The organism is Paraburkholderia sp. (assembly GCF_049581445.1).
In the GTDB taxonomy this organism is placed as follows: Bacteria; Pseudomonadota; Gammaproteobacteria; order Burkholderiales; family Burkholderiaceae; genus Paraburkholderia.
In genome coordinates this window covers 19,230-36,594 of the sequence record NZ_JBAURZ010000280.1, presented here as the reverse complement: position 1 = coordinate 36,594, position 17,365 = coordinate 19,230, and the positions used below count along the sequence as shown (strand labels likewise).

The 17,365-nt window shown below is 60.3% G+C and carries 14 protein-coding genes and 1 pseudogene; 6 read left to right on the top strand and 9 right to left on the bottom strand.

The window, feature by feature from the left end; translation table 11 throughout:
- Positions 1-343: pseudogene (locus WCA85_RS23405) on the bottom strand (POTRA domain-containing protein); the annotation flags it as partial.
- 1,025 nt (positions 344-1,368) lie between these two features.
- Here WCA85_RS23405 and WCA85_RS23400 point away from each other — a divergent pair.
- The gene (locus tag WCA85_RS23400) at positions 1,369-1,836 is read left to right on the top strand and encodes a VOC family protein (protein WP_424067229.1); all 468 of its coding nucleotides are present in this window, start codon (positions 1,369-1,371) and stop codon (positions 1,834-1,836) included.
- A gap of 6 nt (positions 1,837-1,842) precedes the next feature.
- Here the strand turns inward: WCA85_RS23400 and trpS are convergent, their stop codons facing one another.
- Together trpS and WCA85_RS23390 are read right to left on the bottom strand one after the other, a co-directional pair.
- Positions 1,843-2,877 carry a tryptophan--tRNA ligase gene (gene trpS, locus WCA85_RS23395; RefSeq protein WP_424067228.1) on the bottom strand — a complete coding sequence of 345 codons (1,035 nt, stop codon included), beginning with the start codon at positions 2,875-2,877 and terminating at the stop codon, positions 1,843-1,845.
- 262 nt (positions 2,878-3,139) lie between these two features.
- On the bottom strand, positions 3,140-3,970 hold the full coding sequence (locus tag WCA85_RS23390) for a transglutaminase-like domain-containing protein (protein ID WP_424067227.1): 831 nt from the start codon (positions 3,968-3,970) through the stop codon (positions 3,140-3,142).
- Between the two features lie 704 nt (positions 3,971-4,674).
- Here WCA85_RS23390 and WCA85_RS23385 point away from each other — a divergent pair.
- The 3 genes from WCA85_RS23385 (at position 4,675) to WCA85_RS23375 (ending at position 7,442) form a co-directional block, all read left to right on the top strand.
- Positions 4,675-5,208 (top strand): DUF6531 domain-containing protein, encoded by a 534-nt coding sequence (locus tag WCA85_RS23385; protein WP_424067226.1) that lies wholly within the window; start codon positions 4,675-4,677, stop codon positions 5,206-5,208.
- Between the two features lie 108 nt (positions 5,209-5,316).
- Positions 5,317-7,059, top strand: a complete 1,743-nt coding sequence (locus WCA85_RS23380) for a hypothetical protein (protein ID WP_424067225.1) — start codon at positions 5,317-5,319, stop codon at positions 7,057-7,059.
- Positions 7,056-7,442 (top strand): DUF6984 family protein, encoded by a 387-nt coding sequence (locus WCA85_RS23375; RefSeq protein ID WP_424067224.1) that lies wholly within the window; start codon positions 7,056-7,058, stop codon positions 7,440-7,442. The genes WCA85_RS23380 and WCA85_RS23375 overlap by 4 nt, the downstream gene beginning before the upstream one ends.
- A gap of 130 nt (positions 7,443-7,572) precedes the next feature.
- Here WCA85_RS23375 and WCA85_RS23370 read toward each other — a convergent pair whose 3' ends face one another.
- The 3 genes from WCA85_RS23370 to WCA85_RS23360 form a co-directional block, all read right to left on the bottom strand.
- A complete protein-coding gene (locus WCA85_RS23370) occupies positions 7,573-8,985 on the bottom strand; it encodes an HdeD family acid-resistance protein (RefSeq protein ID WP_424067223.1) in 1,413 nt (470 codons plus the stop codon).
- A 751-nt stretch (positions 8,986-9,736) separates the two neighbouring features.
- The gene (locus WCA85_RS23365) at positions 9,737-10,933 is read right to left on the bottom strand and encodes a porin (protein ID WP_424067222.1); all 1,197 of its coding nucleotides are present in this window, start codon (positions 10,931-10,933) and stop codon (positions 9,737-9,739) included.
- 664 nt (positions 10,934-11,597) lie between these two features.
- A complete protein-coding gene (locus WCA85_RS23360; protein WP_424067232.1) occupies positions 11,598-12,518 on the bottom strand; it encodes a recombination-associated protein RdgC in 921 nt (306 codons plus the stop codon).
- A 356-nt stretch (positions 12,519-12,874) separates the two neighbouring features.
- Between WCA85_RS23360 and WCA85_RS23355 the strand changes: the two genes are divergently transcribed.
- Positions 12,875-13,033, top strand: coding sequence for a hypothetical protein (locus WCA85_RS23355; RefSeq protein WP_424067221.1), 159 nt, complete (start codon positions 12,875-12,877; stop codon positions 13,031-13,033).
- A 116-nt stretch (positions 13,034-13,149) separates the two neighbouring features.
- A complete protein-coding gene (locus tag WCA85_RS23350) occupies positions 13,150-13,443 on the top strand; it encodes a hypothetical protein (RefSeq protein ID WP_424067220.1) in 294 nt (97 codons plus the stop codon).
- Here the strand turns inward: WCA85_RS23350 and WCA85_RS23345 are convergent.
- The 3 genes from WCA85_RS23345 to WCA85_RS23335 form a co-directional block, all read right to left on the bottom strand.
- A complete protein-coding gene (locus tag WCA85_RS23345; protein ID WP_424067219.1) occupies positions 13,408-14,697 on the bottom strand; it encodes a glycosyltransferase in 1,290 nt (429 codons plus the stop codon). The genes WCA85_RS23350 and WCA85_RS23345 overlap by 36 nt on opposite strands.
- An 87-nt stretch (positions 14,698-14,784) precedes the next feature.
- Entirely contained in the window at positions 14,785-16,083 is a 1,299-nt protein-coding gene (locus WCA85_RS23340) for an O-antigen ligase family protein (protein WP_424067218.1), read from the bottom strand.
- Entirely contained in the window at positions 16,083-17,210 is a 1,128-nt protein-coding gene (locus WCA85_RS23335; RefSeq protein ID WP_424067217.1) for a glycosyltransferase family 9 protein, read from the bottom strand. The genes WCA85_RS23340 and WCA85_RS23335 overlap by 1 nt, the downstream gene beginning before the upstream one ends.
- Positions 17,211-17,365: the final 155 nt, after the last annotated feature.

Genomic DNA, 17,365 nt, shown 5'->3' with positions numbered 1-17,365 from the left:
GCGCGCGGTCGACCAGCGACTTGTCGTAATAGCGGCCCAGCGAGAGCCCGACCGAGTTCATCGCCTTGGTCAGGTTGTCCTTGTCGAATTCGTGGAGGCCGGAGAAGTCGATCGAGCCGATTGCCGGGCGCTCCTGCACCTGCACGATGACGACATCGCCTTCGGTCGAGATCTTGACGTCGTTGAAGAAGCCCGTCGCATACAGCGCGCGGATCGCTTCAGAAGCCTTGTCATCGGTGAAGGTGTCGCCCTGCTTGATGGGCAGATAGGAGAAGACCGTGTTCGGTTCGATCCGCTGCAGGCCTTCGAGCCGGATGTCGCGAACCACAAACGAGTCGGTAGCAAAGGCCGAGACTGCCGTCACGCTCAGGCCGATAAATGTCAGCGCACGGGCGGTGCGAGCCGATAGAGTTTGAACCTTCATGCAGGATAAGCGACAAGAATTCAATGCAACATGGAAACCGCCGCCGTTCAATGTCTGGCTCACGGCGCGGATGGGGATGTCTCTTGGGTCTACTGCAGTCTGATGCCAGAGGTATCTGCGACCGGTGCAACACCGGTTGCTACCGCCAGCGCTTCCGTCATATGGTGTGCTTGCGAACGAGGGCACCGCATCGCAACTTTCACGCTCTGTTTCTTGTGACGGATACCTTCAGACCAGCCAATCGCGTTCGATACTGCAGTCAGCAACTCGACTCCAGGATAAAACCAGTTCGGGAGTATAGAACGGATTGGTTCCTGCGCGACCTACCAGTCATCCATACGAGTTACTGCAACTTTCTTACGCATAACATACATTTCCTACAACATGCGTCAATTCCTCCGACGTTTGATGCGGATTTTGCGTAGCATAGCACGGCACAAATCCTAATCAATTTCGAAGGTCGGTTGGATAACCACCTCGCACTTCGTTTAGACCTTCCTACAAGGACTTTCGCCCTTTTTGACGGGCCAATCGCGCGGCGGGCACTCAGATCAATCAGCAACCTGCGTGACGCTATCCTCGCGCGCCGCTATCTTAACGTATGGCACAAGTAATATCGATACGTGCCGCGTAGAAAGCTACTTTACGGGCCTCGCACGGGCAAAAACCGCACTATATTGCGGAAAATTATCTGCCCCGGCGCAGCAAGGGTTGCGCGAAAAAGACACGTTCACCGCTCGACGCGATCGGGCTGCGGCGCCTGCGCGTGCCGCTGGCGGAGGCGATCGAGCCGCCGATCATGCAATGTCGGGACCGCCGCCGCTCCAAAACTTTCTTCGCCCGTGTCGATTCAGCCGTCGCCCGCTCGTCGTGAGAGTGAAGCGCTGCGATGCATGGCAGCGCCTTTTCGACTCACGAACCGCTTAAAACAAGGAGCGATCACCATGCCCTCATCTACTGTCAAAGCCGTTCCGGAAGGGATGCACACGTTGACACCGCACCTGGTTTGCGCCGGCGCTGCCCAGGCGATCGACTTTTACACGAAGGCCTTCGGCGCAGTCGAGCAATCGCGTCTGCCCGGTCCCGAGGGCAAACTGATGCACGCCAGGCTGAAGCTCGGCGATTCCACCCTCATGCTGGTCGACGAAATGGCCGGCTGTCCAATGCTCAGCCCGCGGGCGCTGAAAGGCTCGCCGGTGACGCTGCATCTATACGTGCCGAACGTCGACGCCACCGTCGAGCAAGCCGTCGCCGCTGGCGCACGCGTCACCATGGCCGCCGCCGACATGTTCTGGGGCGACCGCTTCGCGCAGCTCGAAGATCCGTTCGGGCACAAGTGGTCAGTCGCGACGCATCAGCGCGACGTCAGCCAGGATGAGCTGGAGCAGGCAGTGCGCAGCATGAAGATGTAGGGTCGGCTAGCGCGTCGCCGCATCGAACGAGAAGGTTCCCAAGCCCGCCCGCACTTCGTCCAAAGTGGCCTGGGTGACGGCCTTCGCCCGCTCGGTGCCGGCGCGCAGCACATCGAACACATAGCCCGGATCGCGGGCGAGCTGTTCGCGCCGCTCGCGCATGGGTGCGATCAGCGCCTGCAACTGTTCTTCAAGCCGGCGCTTGACCACCATGTCGCCCAACCCGCCCGCGCGGTATTCGGCCTTCAGACGTTCGACGGCGGCCTGATCTTCGTCAAATGCATCGAGGTAGGTGAAGACCATATTGCCTTCCACGGTGCCGGGGTCGGACGCGCGCAGGTGGTTGGGATCCGTGTACATGCGTTTGACGGCGTCGCGGATCGCATCGGCCGAGGATGACAGCGGAATCGAGTTGCCCTGCGACTTGCTCATCTTCGCCTTGCCATCGACACCGGGCAGCCGCCCCATCGTCGGAATCAGCGCCTGTGCTTCGATCAGCACGGGCGCGGCGGTTTGCCGGTTGATACGGCGGACGATCTCGTTGGTCTGCTCGATCAGCGGTGCCTGGTCCTCGCCGACCGGCACAACGTTGGCCTTGAACGCCGTGATATCCGCGGCCTGCGCAACCGGGTAACAGAGAAAGCCGGCGGGAATATCGCGGCCAAAACCGCGCGCCTGAATCTCTTCCTTGATGGTCGGATTGCGCTCGAGCCGCGCGACGGTCACGAAGTTCATATACAGCAGGGTCAGTTCGGCGAGCGCCGGCAACGCCGATTGCACCGCAATCGTGGTCCTGGCGGGATCGATGCCGACCGCCAGATAGTCGAGCGCGACCTCCAGCACGTTTCGCCGTACCTTGTCGGGATCGTGTGCGTTGTCGGTCAAAGCCTGGGTGTCCGCGACCAGCACGTACTGCTGATGCGTTTCCTGCAACGCCAGACGGGTTTTCAGCGAGCCGACATAGTGGCCGAGATGTAGCGCACCCGTAGGACGGTCGCCGGTCAATACGACCGGGCGTAATGATGCGGTGGTGTCTTGCATAAACGGGCTCTCCTGATCGTGAAGAAGCGCCGCAGGACGAGCCAACCGGGGATACCGCGCCATGTCAGCCGGACTGCGGCGGTCATGGTCGTAGTAAAGACGTGACGATGCCGCTCTGTTAAGAGCGCCACCAGGCGTGGATCAGCGAGGATGTCATCGTGCACATGACGTAAGGATGCCATAGCCGCGTTCGGCTTGACAATGGTCCACACGCGGCCAGCCATTGCCGAAGCAACGCCACCTCCGGCGGCGCATGCGCTTGTTACGCCAGGCGCGCCGCCGTCGCTTCAATTAGCGGTTCGCAATACACGGTAAAACCGATCAGCTTGGCTGTGCCAAACGTATTGCTCAACGCTACGTCAGCGGCATCGCGGCCGCGCGCCATCAACACCCTGCCCGTGCGCGGCGCGTTATTGCGCGGATCAAAGGTCTGCCAGGTGCCGCCCAGGTAAGCTTCGAACCACGCGGCAAAATCCATCGGACTATGCGGGGGCGGCAGACCGACGTCGCTGATATAGCCGGTACAGTAGCGCGCCGGAATGTTCATCGCACGGCATAAGGTCACCGCGAGATGCGCGAAGTCGCGACACACGCCGGTGCGTTCGTTCCAGGCCTGCCAGGCGGTCTTGGTCGGCCGCGCGTGGTCGTAACCAAACACGATATGGTGGTGCACGAAATCGCAGATGGCCTGAATCCGTGGCCGGCCCAACGGTGTTTTGCCGAACGTTTGCCAGGCGAAGTCGGAAAGCAGATCCGTTTCGCAATAACGGCTGCCGAGCAGGAACACTAGCGTATCGTCGGGTAACGCTTCCACTGGATGTTGATAACCGTTGGGCTCGATCGTTTCAGGCTGGGCGGAAATTTCGAGCACGGCCATGGTCGAGAGCGAGAGGCGCCCGGCTGGTGCGACGAGCCGGCTGCACAGATTGCCGAAGCCATCGCGGTACTGCGTAATCGGTACCGGCGGATTAAGCTTCAGCACGTCCGGGCTCAACACATCGTTCGCACGCGAATAGTGTGTGTTCAACATCAGCATCATGGGAGTGGGTTGCTCACACTCGTACATCAGGTCATAGCCGACGCGCAGTTTCATTGAACCGCCCTTCCCTTCAGTTAGGACTATTAGGCAACTTCTGTTGACGAGTTGGGTGGGAGCGACGCGCACATCACGCCGTGGGCGCGGCCGGCGTTGGGTCGTTGCGTCTGAGGTTCAGGGCTAACGGACTGACTGCGCAGAAAACGTCCTCCGGTTGAGCATACACCCGCCAGATTGTTTGAACGGATTCATTTGGGCGCGGCGCGCGGCAGGTTCGCAAGGTGGGGAGTTATCAACAGATTTTGTTGAGTAGCCTGTTGATAAGCATCGGACAAACACGCTAACGCGTTGAGCCGAAGACGTTTTTATCCGGCGATCTCAAATGGCGCTCGCGCCGAAATCCTGGACGGTGCTGCAAGAAGGCTAGCCTACTGGAAACTCCTTGAGAGCGAGCCCCAAAAGCAGGAGCCAGCCTGAGACCTGAGCCCTGTTCAACCTGCGGCCCCACGCACCCGCCGTAACCGATGGGATCCTCCCCTTCCTCACTTCGTGCGAACTCTCTACGCCCCAGCAAACGAAGGAGATTTCTGTTGCCCCTCCCGCATGTTTCCGCCTTCCTCTCCCCGATAACTTCTTTTGCTCTCGCCCCCAACACGCCATTTGCAGAAGTTTCCGAACCTGAAGCAGACGTTTCGACAAACCGGAAAAGGCACCAGATCACATCATTACGAAAATATTACCGGATCTAGCAAAGGAGAAACATGAATCGCTTCAAACCAGGGAAGGGGCCGACGGGAATGTTGGCCCATTTCTTCGCAATTTTCGCGTTGCTACTCGCCTCGTTTGCGGCAAACGCTGACGACATGTGCAACAGCCTCTACCCGAAATCCGGCGCAATTCCGGGCGACCCCCAATGCGTTACGAGGGCTGTCGCCAATACGCCCGTTGGCATGGCGAGCTACTACTGCACAGCTCAGCTCGACCTCGTAAGAGAGTGGTGCGGGAGCGCCCCGCAGCCGGAAGATTCTTGCCCGGTTGCCGATCCCGTATATCCCGCGAGTGGCGCTGTTACGCTGAATGAACGCGACTACGCGAGCGGCGATGAGAATCACATGGTGTTCGATCGCGCCTACGTTTCAGCACCATTCCTTAAATCGACGACCGCGATTGGCCCCATGTGGGTTCATAACTGGCAGCGACAGTTAAATGTCGCCGGCGCGACCGGCGCGACAGCCCAGGTAGTTGCTTATCGACAGGACGGTCAGCCTGTAACCTTTCAATGGTCGGCTGGGTAATTTCGCGCATCAGGACTTGCGTCGCTGAGGCTTACGCAAAACGGCACTGGCTGGACTCTGACCGACTTCGCTTCAGGCACAGCTGAAGCGTATTCAACACAAGGTCAATTGCTATCCGAAACCACGAAAACGGGCTTCGTCAGGACGCTTACCTATGACACCTCGGGACGTATCTCCGCGGTAGTGCAACACGCATTGGGAACAAACTCGCGTTGGGACATAGCGCTTCGTCTTTCCTACGATGCCCGTGGAAGGCTTGTCCGACTCACCGATCCATCAAGCGGCTTTACTCAGTACCAGTACGACTCAAGTGACAATCTGACCGCTGTGACGTGGCCCGATGGAAGCGTGCGTCAATACGTGTACGACGATCTAAGGTTTAAAGGCGCGTTAACTGGCGTAATAGATGAAACTGGCGCACGCATTTCCACGTGGGCATACGACTCCAAAGGACGGGCGACGAGCGTAAGTCATCCGGATACGACTCAGAATGTCCAGTTCTCGTATGGAAGCAATTCGACGGTCATTTCAGACAGCAAAGGCGCGCAAACGCTGGCGTTCTCCTCGATTGCGGGCATGTTACGCCCGACTACGCTGACCACGCCGTCCGGCTCCGGTGGATCGACATGGAACGCCGCCGGCAACCTGCTTTCGCAAGTGAGCCCATCCGGCAAAGGAATTGATTACGACTACGACAATGCGGGCCGGCCAGTACGCATCACTAAACGCACTGGCAACGGAACGTCAATAATATCCGTCAGGTATTTGGACACGACTAGCCTGTTGCCAAGCACGATCGCTTCGCCAGGCAAGATGCAGGCTTTCGTCTACGACGACCGAGGGAACCTGACTGGCTACAGCGTACTGAAAACAGGCGATACAACTGGCGCTAGCGGATTCGACGTGCAGTCAACGGGCCAACAGCAAACGGTCGGCGCCAGCTATGACGTCAACAACAGAATGACCGGTGCCCGCGTTTTTGTGAATAACGAAAAAACAGAGGACTGGACCTACTTTTACGACGAAACCGGTAACCTGCAAACATCTCAGGACATTGCTTCCCACTGGCTTTTTGGAAACTGGGATCGCGATGAATCACACCGCGTAACGCGTCAAACCGGAGATTATCGCGAGGCAAAAATTGCATACGACGTTCGGGGTCGGGTATTGCGCTTCAAGTATACGGAAGACGCTACGCCGCTAACGTCCGGGGTGGCCCGAGCGCTAACTGTCGGCTACACCTACGCTCCCGATGGGACGATCGCGTCCCGAACTGCCACAGTCGCGAACAACAGTGGAGCACCCGCGGCGATCTCCAGCGATGAAATCGATCAGTGGCTGGACAACTATGAGAATGCCGTTGATCCGGTGGGGCCGCCCATCAGCCAATCGGGCCTTAGACAACTTCGCGCTGATTACCAGATAGAGCGCGGAATCAGTCCGGTGTGCGTGGAATGCTGGTTGTACAGGAATTCGCCGCTGGGGCTTGGCTGGGCAATCGCGTCCGACAACGGGGATTCAGTCTGGCTGATTCCCGGCTTCGGCATAATTACCAGTATTACGAAGGCCGCTGCGAACCTTTGCAAAGCAACGAACTCGGAGACCGGCCCCGCAATAAACTTCCAGAGGGCGCACTATGCGGCGCGATTGAAACAGGAGGGAATAGCACCGGAAGTAGCTGAAGCGCGGGTCGCTGAAATAATGCAAGACATCATGCCGCACATGGAAGCGGGCTCGAGCGTCTGGGGCAGATTTGAGATTGACGGTGTACTCATACAATACCGCGGGTATCTGCGCTCAAATGGCGAAATGAACGTTGGAACCATCTTCCCGATAAAGGCAAAGCCATGACCATGTTGCGAAACTTGAGTGACCACGAGCGCTCGTTTATCACAGCAATTGCGAATCGCATCGACCCCGGCGTGGGCGATCGCTTGCTGTCTGACATGGAGGTCGCACGCGCTCGACCCACACTGGCTGACGGCTCAATCATTCGGTTCGAACTGGACGGATATGACCATCCTACTAGAGGAGGGCAAGACCTTTTTCCGGTTGAGGGCTCGATGCTCGACCAGGACGGATCAAAAGTAGACGTTCTCCTGTTCAATGATAGCAACGACCGGCTTTACGAACTGGAGTTTGTCCGATGGGATTTGGGTGACCTGATTTGTCCCGACTGGACCACCCTCACCTACGTACCGAACCCTCCCGAGGTGTGGCGTCCAGAGTCGTAAATCTGCTCTCGTGAATCCGGGCCCATCCACATGAAGACGCGTGATCTTGCGCCTTCATGTGGCAATCAAGTTATCTGATGAGCGACGCCGGTGGAAGGGAATTGCTCGGCCGCGCGTAGCAGTCCCGCACTCACACCCCACGCCGCACCGTCTCCGCACTATCGGCTTCCCGCACATGCGGCGCCGTGCGCGCTTCCTCAGCCCATTGCTGACGCGAGCGATACATCGTCCCCAGCGCGAGGCGCGCCATCTTCACCCATCCCGACGGGCGCGGATCAGCCAGCATGCTCAACGCACGGGCGTAATCGAGCGTAAGCCCCGGCGTCCACGCCATCGTTGTAGCGCGTTTGCGCACCTGCGCGGCCACCCACAACTCAGGCGTCATGACAACGCGAAAAAACGGCTTCCAGCCTTTATGGCGGCCCCATACCCGAGCCGACGCGCCCTCAATCGCTGCCTCTAACGCTCGCGATACCGTGCTCGAGCAGTTGCGGTGCGTGAGGTTGTACGTCGCATCCTGCCGGTAGGTCTCCCAAAAGCGCCGCAGCCGCTCAGGATCGTAATTGCGGATGCGCACCTGGACCGTCGACGGGCACCATGCTTTGGACTCGGTCGAATAATCGGGTTGAAACAGACCCGGCACATCGTTCTCCTGCGTGGCGCGCAAAAGGCGCGTGAACTCGTCAGGCGAGCGATCGATTTCCACGCCCGGATAAAGGCTGATGTAAATTCCTTCGGGCGATTCGAGCGCGGCGTGCCCGGTGGAGATCACGCCATTACGGTCCACAGCTGCGATATAGCGGTCGATAATCGGCTGACGGCGCGCTTCACCCTTGGACGAGCCAACTGGCGTCCACACGTGCACCGTCAAGGCAGGCTCATCGGCGGCGGGCGGGCCATCCCATTCAACGATCGCGGGTGCCGCCTGTTGCTGCTGCGCGGTCGCGCTGGCTGCCTGGGCTGCATCGTCCGTGTCGACCGCGGGGTTCGACGAAAGCCGCCGCACACGCGAGCCCAGCAGGATCATGTTCCACCCGCCAAACATCAGACCGAGCCCGAGGCAATACGGCACGGTACCCACGTAGTGGGTAGGAAACGGCTGATAGAAGAACACGGCCAACGCGATCTCCAGCACACCCGCTGCCACCGCAAGGCGCCAGGTACGATAGCGCACCACCCGGGCAGAGACGATCTGTAGGAGACCGTCGGCAAGAAACAACGTGCCGAAGATCATCGACAGGACGAAATTACCGTGATGATGGCCCGCGAGAATCAATCCCGCCGCGACGCAAAAAGCGAGACCCTTCACGTAGCGCAACGTCCGTTGGCCGCCCATGCCGGTCCACGCCACCGCCAGCGTGGCCAACCCCTCCAGCAGAAGCAGGCAGGCAAAAGGGGTGATCGGAAAATACAGCGCGTTGTCGAGCGCATCGATGAAGACCACGATGCCAAGCACGAGGCTGATCCAGCCAAGCGTTGTCAATGGACGCCAACGGGTGCGTAGATAGTCGACGCCCAAGAGGATCATCACCAGACGAACCATCGTTACTCTCCGGATGCCAGCGCAAGCTGTTATCGGTCAGGCCGCATCTCAGCCGCGCGGCCGATGCATTCCACGGTTATATAGCACGGGTGCGACCCGCCGCAAGTCTGACGGTGCTGCCTGAGTGAATGCGCGAAGCGCCCGCGTTGAGTTCAATCAGCGCGGGCCGAACCCGCCCACAGCACCGACCAGCGGTTCAGACCAGCTTGCGGGGTGAATGGCGACGTGTGTTTGTCTGCGCACGGTTTGGGTGCTTCTGGACGGAGACGGCAGCGTGAGATTCATCAGCAGCCCCCTCCGGCTTGACCGCGCTTTTCACGGGAGCCTCCGGGAGGCTCCCGCTGGGACTGCTCAGGCCGTCAACCACCTTCTGCAGTTCTTCGGCCGCATAAGGTGGCAGTGGCTCGGGCGGGTATTGAGGGCTCGCCGCTGAAGCGCCGAACGAAGCAATAAGTAATCCGAACAATACAGTGAGAGTTGCAAGCCTTTTCATGTCCATTCCTTGAGAGTTGATGCGCGTCTGCTGTGCGAATCTGCAATGCGGCGCGCCGGGAGTTCAGAAAATTGCAGGCGGCTCGCACCGTCAGCACATGCAGTGTGCCGCGATGGACATGGCGGGTAAATTTGCTTAAGCCGGATTCAGATATACCAAATCCGGCTTAATAAGGCGGAGTGAAGATGGGCGATACAAAAGCAGTGGCCCTGCAGCGCGACTGCTCGCGCGCTGCAGGGCCACCTGTGTCCGCGACGATCAGAAGCGGTGCTTGATGCCGACCGCGACGACCACTTGCTGGTCGCCCGAAGCGGGATCCAGGCTGTAGACGCTCGCATCAAACGCGCCATTGCCGTTGCCACCGCCAACGCGCTGGTACGTGCCTTCCAGGTAGATATCGGTGCGCGGCGAAAGCAGGTAGTCGGCTTGCGCCATCACCTGGTTCCAGTGCGGCGTAGCCGACTTGAAACCCTTCGTTGCGCCGCCGAAACCGCCCGTCGTGTACGTGTACGATGCGCCGAGGCTAAAGTCCGGACGCACGAAATAACGACCGTTGATTTCGAAGTTGTCGAACTTGATATAGCTGCCGCCGATCGCACCGGTCGAGGTGCTGCCGCCTTGCCAGATGCCCGTTACGTCGTAGGTGATCGAGTGGGTCCACACGAGACCGACGGACGACTTGTCGAACTTGTACTGAACACCGGCGCCGTAGATTTGCTGGCTGCCACCGGTCGTCAGCTGGTCGCCGTCGCCGGTGCTCACTGCCCCTGATGCATTCGCCAGCGCGGGCTCGGAAGTACGGTTGATTTGCAGGTACGCAGCCGCGGCATTGAACGGACCATACGTATAGCTTGTACCCAAGCTGTATGCGCTGTTGTTGGCGAATCCACCTGCCTCGCCGGAGAACGCGTACATTGCGCCGGCCTTGAAGCCGCCAAAGGATGCACTGCTGAACTTGACCGAGTTGTTCAGACGCAAGTCGTTGTTCAGGTTGTCATTGTCGTACACGTGGGATGCAAGGTTACCGCCGAAACCCGAACCCGTCGCGCTCATCGGAGCGATGTAGTCGACCATGAAATCGTACTGACGACCGAGCGAAACCGTACCGTACTGGCTCGAACGCAGACCAACCCAAGCCTGCCGGCCGAACAGGTCGCCGCCGTTCTTCAGCGCGCCGCTGTCGACGTTAAAGCCGTTTTCGAGCCAGAAGACCGCGCTCAGGCCACCACCCAGATCTTCCGTGCCGCGCAGACCCCAACGCGACGTGAAGACGTTGCCGCTTTGCATCGACCAGGCGCTTGAACCCGGCGACGTGGCGCTCGAAGCTGTCTCGCGCGCGTTGTTCTGATAAACCAGACCCGTATCGATCAAGCCAAAGAGCGTTACGCTGCTCTGCGCGTGGGCCACCCCGGCCACCAGCATTGCCGACGCTGCGGCCAGATATCGCATCTTCATCAATTCACTCCTCGTTCCATTTTGTTTTCCCCGTTAAACGATCGGCGATCGCCATGAAAGAAACGGGTGGAGTATAGGGTTGGGCCTAATTGCGATAAACGGCACCGTGCTGAAAGTCAGATTTCCTCGTTTTGGGGATAATGTTTCATGAAGGTTTCACAGTCTCGCGTTTACGCTGCTTTGCGGGCTGTTTCAGGCGGGGAAACTGAAGGGAATCCGGCGGGCAGTGGGTCGCTCCGGCCTGCACGGTTGTTGCGGTGTGCGTCGCATGTCGCGAATTCACTACAGCCGGATAACCCATTTTCGGCGTACGACGACAGAATAAGCGGCCCGTCAATCCGAAGCTAGCGGTTGAAGGCCATACAGTGACGCAGCGTAATCATTCAACTCAGGCATCGGCTGGACGGCCCACTCATGTGAAACCGCGTGATTCATAGTAGCCACATAATTTCGCATTCCTCAGATCGCCTTCAAGTCAGGGATATCGTCGATCTTCCGCCCTCAACCGAGCAGCACATCAATCGATGGTGAAGCGACCAAGCCCAGGTCTATAAAAGTCGCTGCGTACGGAAAGCCCATGCACGTAACCGGCGCCCGGCTCTTGTGGGCTGTGGCGACGCATTGCCGTACCGGCGAGCGCCACCACCACGAGTCAAACCATCGTTCAGGCTGCAGCCTGCAGCATCACATCACCCTGCTCACCGCCGAGCACCTCGATGATGTCGGAGAACATGTGTGCGAGTTCGCCCGTCATGAGTGTCATGTCCGAGTTGAATACCTCGTCGTCGTTTTGCGCGGTGGGGTCGCTAGCGTCCTTGATCACGTCGAGCGGTGCAATGCGTTTGATCGTCAGCGACGGTGTTAGCACAAAGGAAATGCGATCGTTCCATGTCATTGCGAGCCGCATGCATTGTTTGCCCGCCTCGATATGGCGGCGCATGTCGTCGACATCCAGCGAGTGCCCTACATAACGCACGGTTGCGTTGCCTTGCGCGGGCGAACGCAACTCGGTGTCCTGATCCAGCGTGAAGCCCGCCGGCGCTTCGCCCGATAACAGCCACTCCGTCATCGCCGCTACCGGCGACTGCGCTACCCGTACGCTCGCAAGCGGCAGTTGATCGATCGACTTGACCAGCAGGCCGAGCACGTCATCCGCCACCGCTTGCGAGGCGGCGTCGATAACGAGCCAGCCATTCACCGTATCGATCCACACGCGCGTATCGCGGCGAATGCTGAAGGCGCGCGGCAGCAGTTCGTCGGTGACCTGCTCCTTCAATTCGCGCATCTGCTTGCGGCCGAGTTTGAAGCCCTGCTGCTCTTCGACTTCAAGCGCACGTGCCTTGGTGATCTGCGTCACGACCGACGCGGGAAGCAGCTTCTTTTCGGTGCGAAACATCAACAGCATCTGGCGGTTGATCGAGTAGACGAGCGATTCGTTATCGCGCGGCGAGGCCCAGCCCTGGGTTTGCATCTCGACGCTGCTGCCCGGCTGGAACGCATGCGGCGCCAGCCATTGTTCCAACTGTTCGGGGGTGACGGACCACGGAGTGGGAAGACGGTGAAGCTGAAGGTTTTTGAACCACATAGGCGTAGGGGCAAAGCGATCCATTCTATACGACACGGCGGGCAATCCTCGTACAAACCTTCCGCCGGCAAACTATCAAAAGTAACAAGAAAATCGTTAGACCAAACCACCCATTCTCAACGCCAACTTCAGTCGAGGGCACGGGTCGAACGGTCGACTCACACGCGTTCGACCTGTATCGCGTCAAGGACGGGCCGTATCGTCGAAAACTGGCATCTGGAAAGACGACCTGACCGTGCTCAAGCAACTGGGCGCCGTCAAACCGCGAAAATGCGCGCCGTGCGAGGCCGCGGCCACCCGTTTTCGTGGAAATCTCCTAGACTTTCTGGATGCAGTGGAAATGGATGGAGGCTGCCATGGCGGAATCAATGGTCAGCATCGTGGTGGGCATCGTTGTGCTTGTCACCGGCGTCATGCTCGTCGCCACGCACTACCGGCGCGAGCATCACAGGGAACGGTTCTCATCCCGGCTTGACGCGCACCGGTTGTGGGAGCGGATGCGGCATCGTCACTGAAAGTCACTGACAAGCAGCTCTGCGTGTCACGCGTAAAGGAAGCCCACCGTCGCCCTCGCGGCGGCGGCGCGCCGCCCGCGTTTCACCCTGCGCGGGGAGTTCGATCGGAGACGGCCATGTCCGATGCAATGCCTGGCTGGCAAATGACTGAATACGAAGGCTTCGAGATTCACGTTTCCCCACGTCCAACGGAGCATGACGAGAAACGCTACACCTATCTCGGCTACGTCTGCCATCCGGGCGCCGATCCGGCCAAACCTGGTCACGTGGTGCCGTTCCATGCCGATGGCGAGGAGTGGTTCGCGAGTCTCGAGGATGCCCGTTATGAAGCCGTGCATGCGGGCCGCAGCATCGTCGACGGCACGCACCCGGATTTATCCGTGCTGCCGCTCGTGACGGGCGGGGTGTGACTGCGGCAGCCAAGGCTCACTCGAAGGATCATCTGAGCCGGAAATCTGACGCACCAGCGTCAGCATGCGCTGATTGGCGCTCTCGGGCGCAAGGGTCGCGACCTTCTTGAGCGCGTTCTGCACCAGGCTTCGACGCAGCACCGTATCCGTGTGCAAACGCTCGATTGCGCGTGCCATTTCGTCCACGTCCCCGACCGGCACCAGCAGGCCGCCTTTGCCGTCCTCCAGCAGATCGCGCGGCCCAGTTGGGCAATCGGTGGAAATCACCGGCGTACCGAGCGCCATCGCCTCGCCCAACACCATACCGAAACCCTCGTAGCGGCTGCTCAGCACGAGCATTTCTGCCTGGCGGATGTAGGGAAACGGGTTCGAACAAAAACCGAGAAAGTGCACGGAAGAACCAATCCCGAGTTCCTGCGCCAGTTGCTCCAGCGCGGCCTGATCACGGCCCTCGCCGATCAGCACCAGGTCGGCCGTGCTCAGTTGGCGTTCGCGAACCTGGGCAAACGCACGCAGCAAGGTCTTATGATCCTTCTGCCCTTCGTCCAGACGCGCCACCGAGACGATAAAGGTCTCGGCCGGCCGCTCGATAGGCGCACGCGCCTTGATGCGCAACTCATCCACATCGATCACGTTGGGGAGTTCGGCGACGTTCACATGCTGCCCCGCGAATAACTGCTGCGCTTCACGAAACATATCGGGCGTCAGCACGGCGATCGCGTCATAGCGGGCGTACTGTCTGACGCGCCGGGCAATATGGCGCGCGCTCTTGTTGCGAAGCCGCGTGGCGAGACTGAAATGACTGACGCCAAACCAGGGTGTCTTGCCGCTGCCAGCGAGCTGCCGCAGCGAAAAATCGAAGTCGCAGACGACGTCGTACTCACGCGCGATCTGCCGAAAACGTAAGCCCGCCAGTGGCCGGATGACGCAATAGGTGAGCACCTTGTGCAGCACCTTCAGATGCGCGCCGAGTTTGCCCTGTCGACGGGTTGCGTGCAGTGCATGCATCCACTTCGAGGACGCCAGCACATGCACAGGCACGTCATCCGGAATGGAATGGGCGCGCCAGAAAGCCAGTTCGTCAGTAGGGTACGCAACCGATACGCTGGGCGCAAAGAATCGCCGGTCGAGTGTCTTGAGCCAGGCGAGCAGCGACGTCTCCGTACCGCCCTTGCCGAAGTCGTTGATATGAAACAGGATGCGCCGCGCAGGCTCGAGCGGCTCGGTACGGTCATAACGGCTATCGTATTTCATGCTCTACTTGCATCCTGACCTGACTTCAATGTGTGACGGCGACATGGTATGGAGAGCGAACCTCGCTCAGCTGGAGCGGCGTGGTCCCTACGGCCTGCCGAACCCTCGCGTCCCGCTGCGACCCGGCAACCCACCCTCCCCGGTCCGCTGTTGGGCGCTGCCTAGCAGCAGACCGGCGATTGACCAGAAGGCCAGCATGGTCGTCTGCCACATGAAATCGTCGGTGGTGTTTTTGGCGATCATACCCGCAACCAGCGCGATGCCCGCCGCGCACAGCCATGGGTCGGCCCGCCGCACACGCCAGAAAGACACCACCAGACCCAGCAGCAGAACCGTTTCCAGCACCACGCCGATCACCCCGGTCTGCAGCCACGTATTGAGAAAGAGATTGTGCGCGTGAGTCAACGCCTGCGGCTCGATCTGCAACAGACTCTGCGGCATCTCGCTTCGATAGGCCATGCCAGGCAACGGCTTGCCGAAGCCGGTGCCGATCCATATATGACGCTTCGCTTGCGAGACGTAAAACGCCCACAGCTTCGGACGGGTGTCGGACGACACGGTGTCGCCGATACTGGAGAACGCATGCGGCACCAGCAACTCGTGGCCGTCGATCGCCACATCGCGCGACGCGTTAGCCGTTGAGGCATCACCCATACGCATTCGTGAGCTGTATTCGAGCGTCCCGACTGCCGCCGCACCCACCACCGCAAATGCGAGTAAGGCCAGCAGAATGCGCCGCCGGTATAACGGAAACAGCGCCACCAGCAATGTCACGGCGGCGGCAGGCCAGAAGAAACGATTAAGCGTCGCGAGCCCGACGAACAGACACAGAACAAGCCCCGTCACGCCTACCACGCGCCAACGCGGACGCAACAGCGCGCCACAGAACAGCGCCATGGCAAACACCGCGAGCGTGCTGGTATGGCCGACGCGGTTATAGAAATGCAGCAGGAAGGTGTTGGCGGTGGGCGGCTGCAGATGCCCCCAGTTAAGCGCACTGATCACGGCGAGCAGCACGCACGCAATCCAGTTGACCAACGCCAATGGCGCAAGCCGCTGCGTACGCGTGCCGAGCAGCCAGAAGCCCCAGAACGACACCAGCGGGTACAACACCTCGTCGAGCCATGCATGCATGCTGACTGCGGGGTACACGGACCAGCCGACCGCAGCCAGGCTCCACGCAGCCCAGCAAACGATCGGCAACATCAGCGGCCAGCGCCACACGGGCGGACGCGCCGGGGAGACCGCCGCGGCCAGCGTGCCGAGCGCGAGCAGCCCGAGTCCGTTAAAGACGAGCGCCGTCGTGTGACCGAACATGACCACGAACAGGATCACCGGGCACGCTATCCACAGGACGCGTTCGACGCGCGCGAACGTGTTAATCATCACACTTCCATCAAAACGTTTTGCAATGCGTCGTACACGGCATCGACTGAAATGCGCCCCATGCAATCGGCGTGGTCGCCCTTCCAGGCGACACAAGTGGCCGAATTGCGGTCGCAACGCCGAACCCATGCAACTTCGCGTCGAAAAATCCGCGGCTGATCGCGGCATGGCATGTCCGCGATCGTCACCGGCACGAACGGCACCTCGCTCCAATAGCGACCCGCGCCGTGAATCTGCGCGTTGCCGGGACCAAAAAGCGCAACGGTCGGCACACCAACCAGACGCCCGAGATGCGCGACGCCCGTATCCGGGCAGACCACCGCCCGCGCCCCAGCGAACAGATGCCACAACTCGCCCAAACCCACCCGCCCCGCCAGATTCGGATGATGGGGATCCGGGTCGATGGTGCGGATCAGTTCAGTCTCGCCGGGGCCGCCGCTCCAGACCGGCATATAGCCGAGCGCCTCAACACGCTTTGCCAGCTCGCGCCAGCGCGCGTCCGGCCAGCGCTTGACTTCAGTGCTCGCACCTGGATGCAGGACCACGTACGCACGCGTGAACAGATCCGCATCGGGCAGCACTGCATGCCTCGGCGCGGGCCAGTCGGCTGGGCGGTAGGCCCGCGGCGGCGGTCCGTCGATCAACTCCGTGGCGAGATCCGCCCACGCCGCCGGGGCGACCGGGTATGGCACGCTCTGGTTGACCGGCCAGTTTTTCCAGGCAGGCACATCGCCGGAATGCGCGACGATCCAGCGGCAACCCGCGGCAAGTGCCAGCCAGCTATGCCGGTTGTCACCAAGGACAAAGCCCAGATCGAACGGCCCAGCGTTAAGCAGCGCCTTGACCGTGTTGACGTCGCGCGGGTCGAACGGCACCACGCTCACCCCGAAAGGCTGCCCTTCGTACAACGGCACAATGGCCTTCGGACAGGCAAGCGCAATATGCGCTTGCGGATACTGGGCGCGCAACTTGGCGACCAGCGGCGTGAGCAGCAAGGTATCGCCCAGCAGCAGATGATGCGCAATAAGAATGCGTTGCACGGACGCCGGACGGCGGCGCCATGGCTTGCCGATGAGGCGAGGCAAAGCACGCGCGAAAATGCGAATCCGTCCGGGGAGTCTGCTCATTGGGTCATCAGCACAATGGGCAAGTGCGCGATCAGGCTGTGCCCCGGTACCCGGCTCGAGGTCGCGTTCCCCATGCAGAATCTCCAACGATATTCTTGTGGATTACCTCGGCGCCAGTGACCCGCAACGCCGTGTACGGCATGGCCTGCGCGCTG

Bases quoted from the DNA above. Each gene is read 5' to 3' on its own strand.
- WCA85_RS23365 (WP_424067222.1), bottom strand. From the start codon at position 10,933: ATGAAGATGCGATATCTGGCCGCAGCGTCGGCAATGCTGGTGGCCGGG.
- WCA85_RS23375 (WP_424067224.1), top strand. From the start codon at position 7,056: ATGACCATGTTGCGAAACTTGAGTGACCACGAGCGCTCGTTTATCACA.
- WCA85_RS23355 (WP_424067221.1), top strand. From the start codon at position 12,875: ATGGCGGAATCAATGGTCAGCATCGTGGTGGGCATCGTTGTGCTTGTC.
- WCA85_RS23340 (WP_424067218.1), bottom strand. From the start codon at position 16,083: ATGATTAACACGTTCGCGCGCGTCGAACGCGTCCTGTGGATAGCGTGC.
- WCA85_RS23360 (WP_424067232.1), bottom strand. From the start codon at position 12,518: ATGTGGTTCAAAAACCTTCAGCTTCACCGTCTTCCCACTCCGTGGTCC.
- WCA85_RS23370 (WP_424067223.1), bottom strand. From the start codon at position 8,985: ATGGTTCGTCTGGTGATGATCCTCTTGGGCGTCGACTATCTACGCACC.
- WCA85_RS23385 (WP_424067226.1), top strand. From the start codon at position 4,675: ATGAATCGCTTCAAACCAGGGAAGGGGCCGACGGGAATGTTGGCCCAT.
- trpS (WP_424067228.1), bottom strand. From the start codon at position 2,877: ATGCAAGACACCACCGCATCATTACGCCCGGTCGTATTGACCGGCGAC.
- WCA85_RS23400 (WP_424067229.1), top strand. From the start codon at position 1,369: ATGCCCTCATCTACTGTCAAAGCCGTTCCGGAAGGGATGCACACGTTG.
- WCA85_RS23335 (WP_424067217.1), bottom strand. From the start codon at position 17,210: ATGAGCAGACTCCCCGGACGGATTCGCATTTTCGCGCGTGCTTTGCCT.
- WCA85_RS23345 (WP_424067219.1), bottom strand. From the start codon at position 14,697: ATGAAATACGATAGCCGTTATGACCGTACCGAGCCGCTCGAGCCTGCG.
- WCA85_RS23390 (WP_424067227.1), bottom strand. From the start codon at position 3,970: ATGAAACTGCGCGTCGGCTATGACCTGATGTACGAGTGTGAGCAACCC.
- WCA85_RS23350 (WP_424067220.1), top strand. From the start codon at position 13,150: ATGTCCGATGCAATGCCTGGCTGGCAAATGACTGAATACGAAGGCTTC.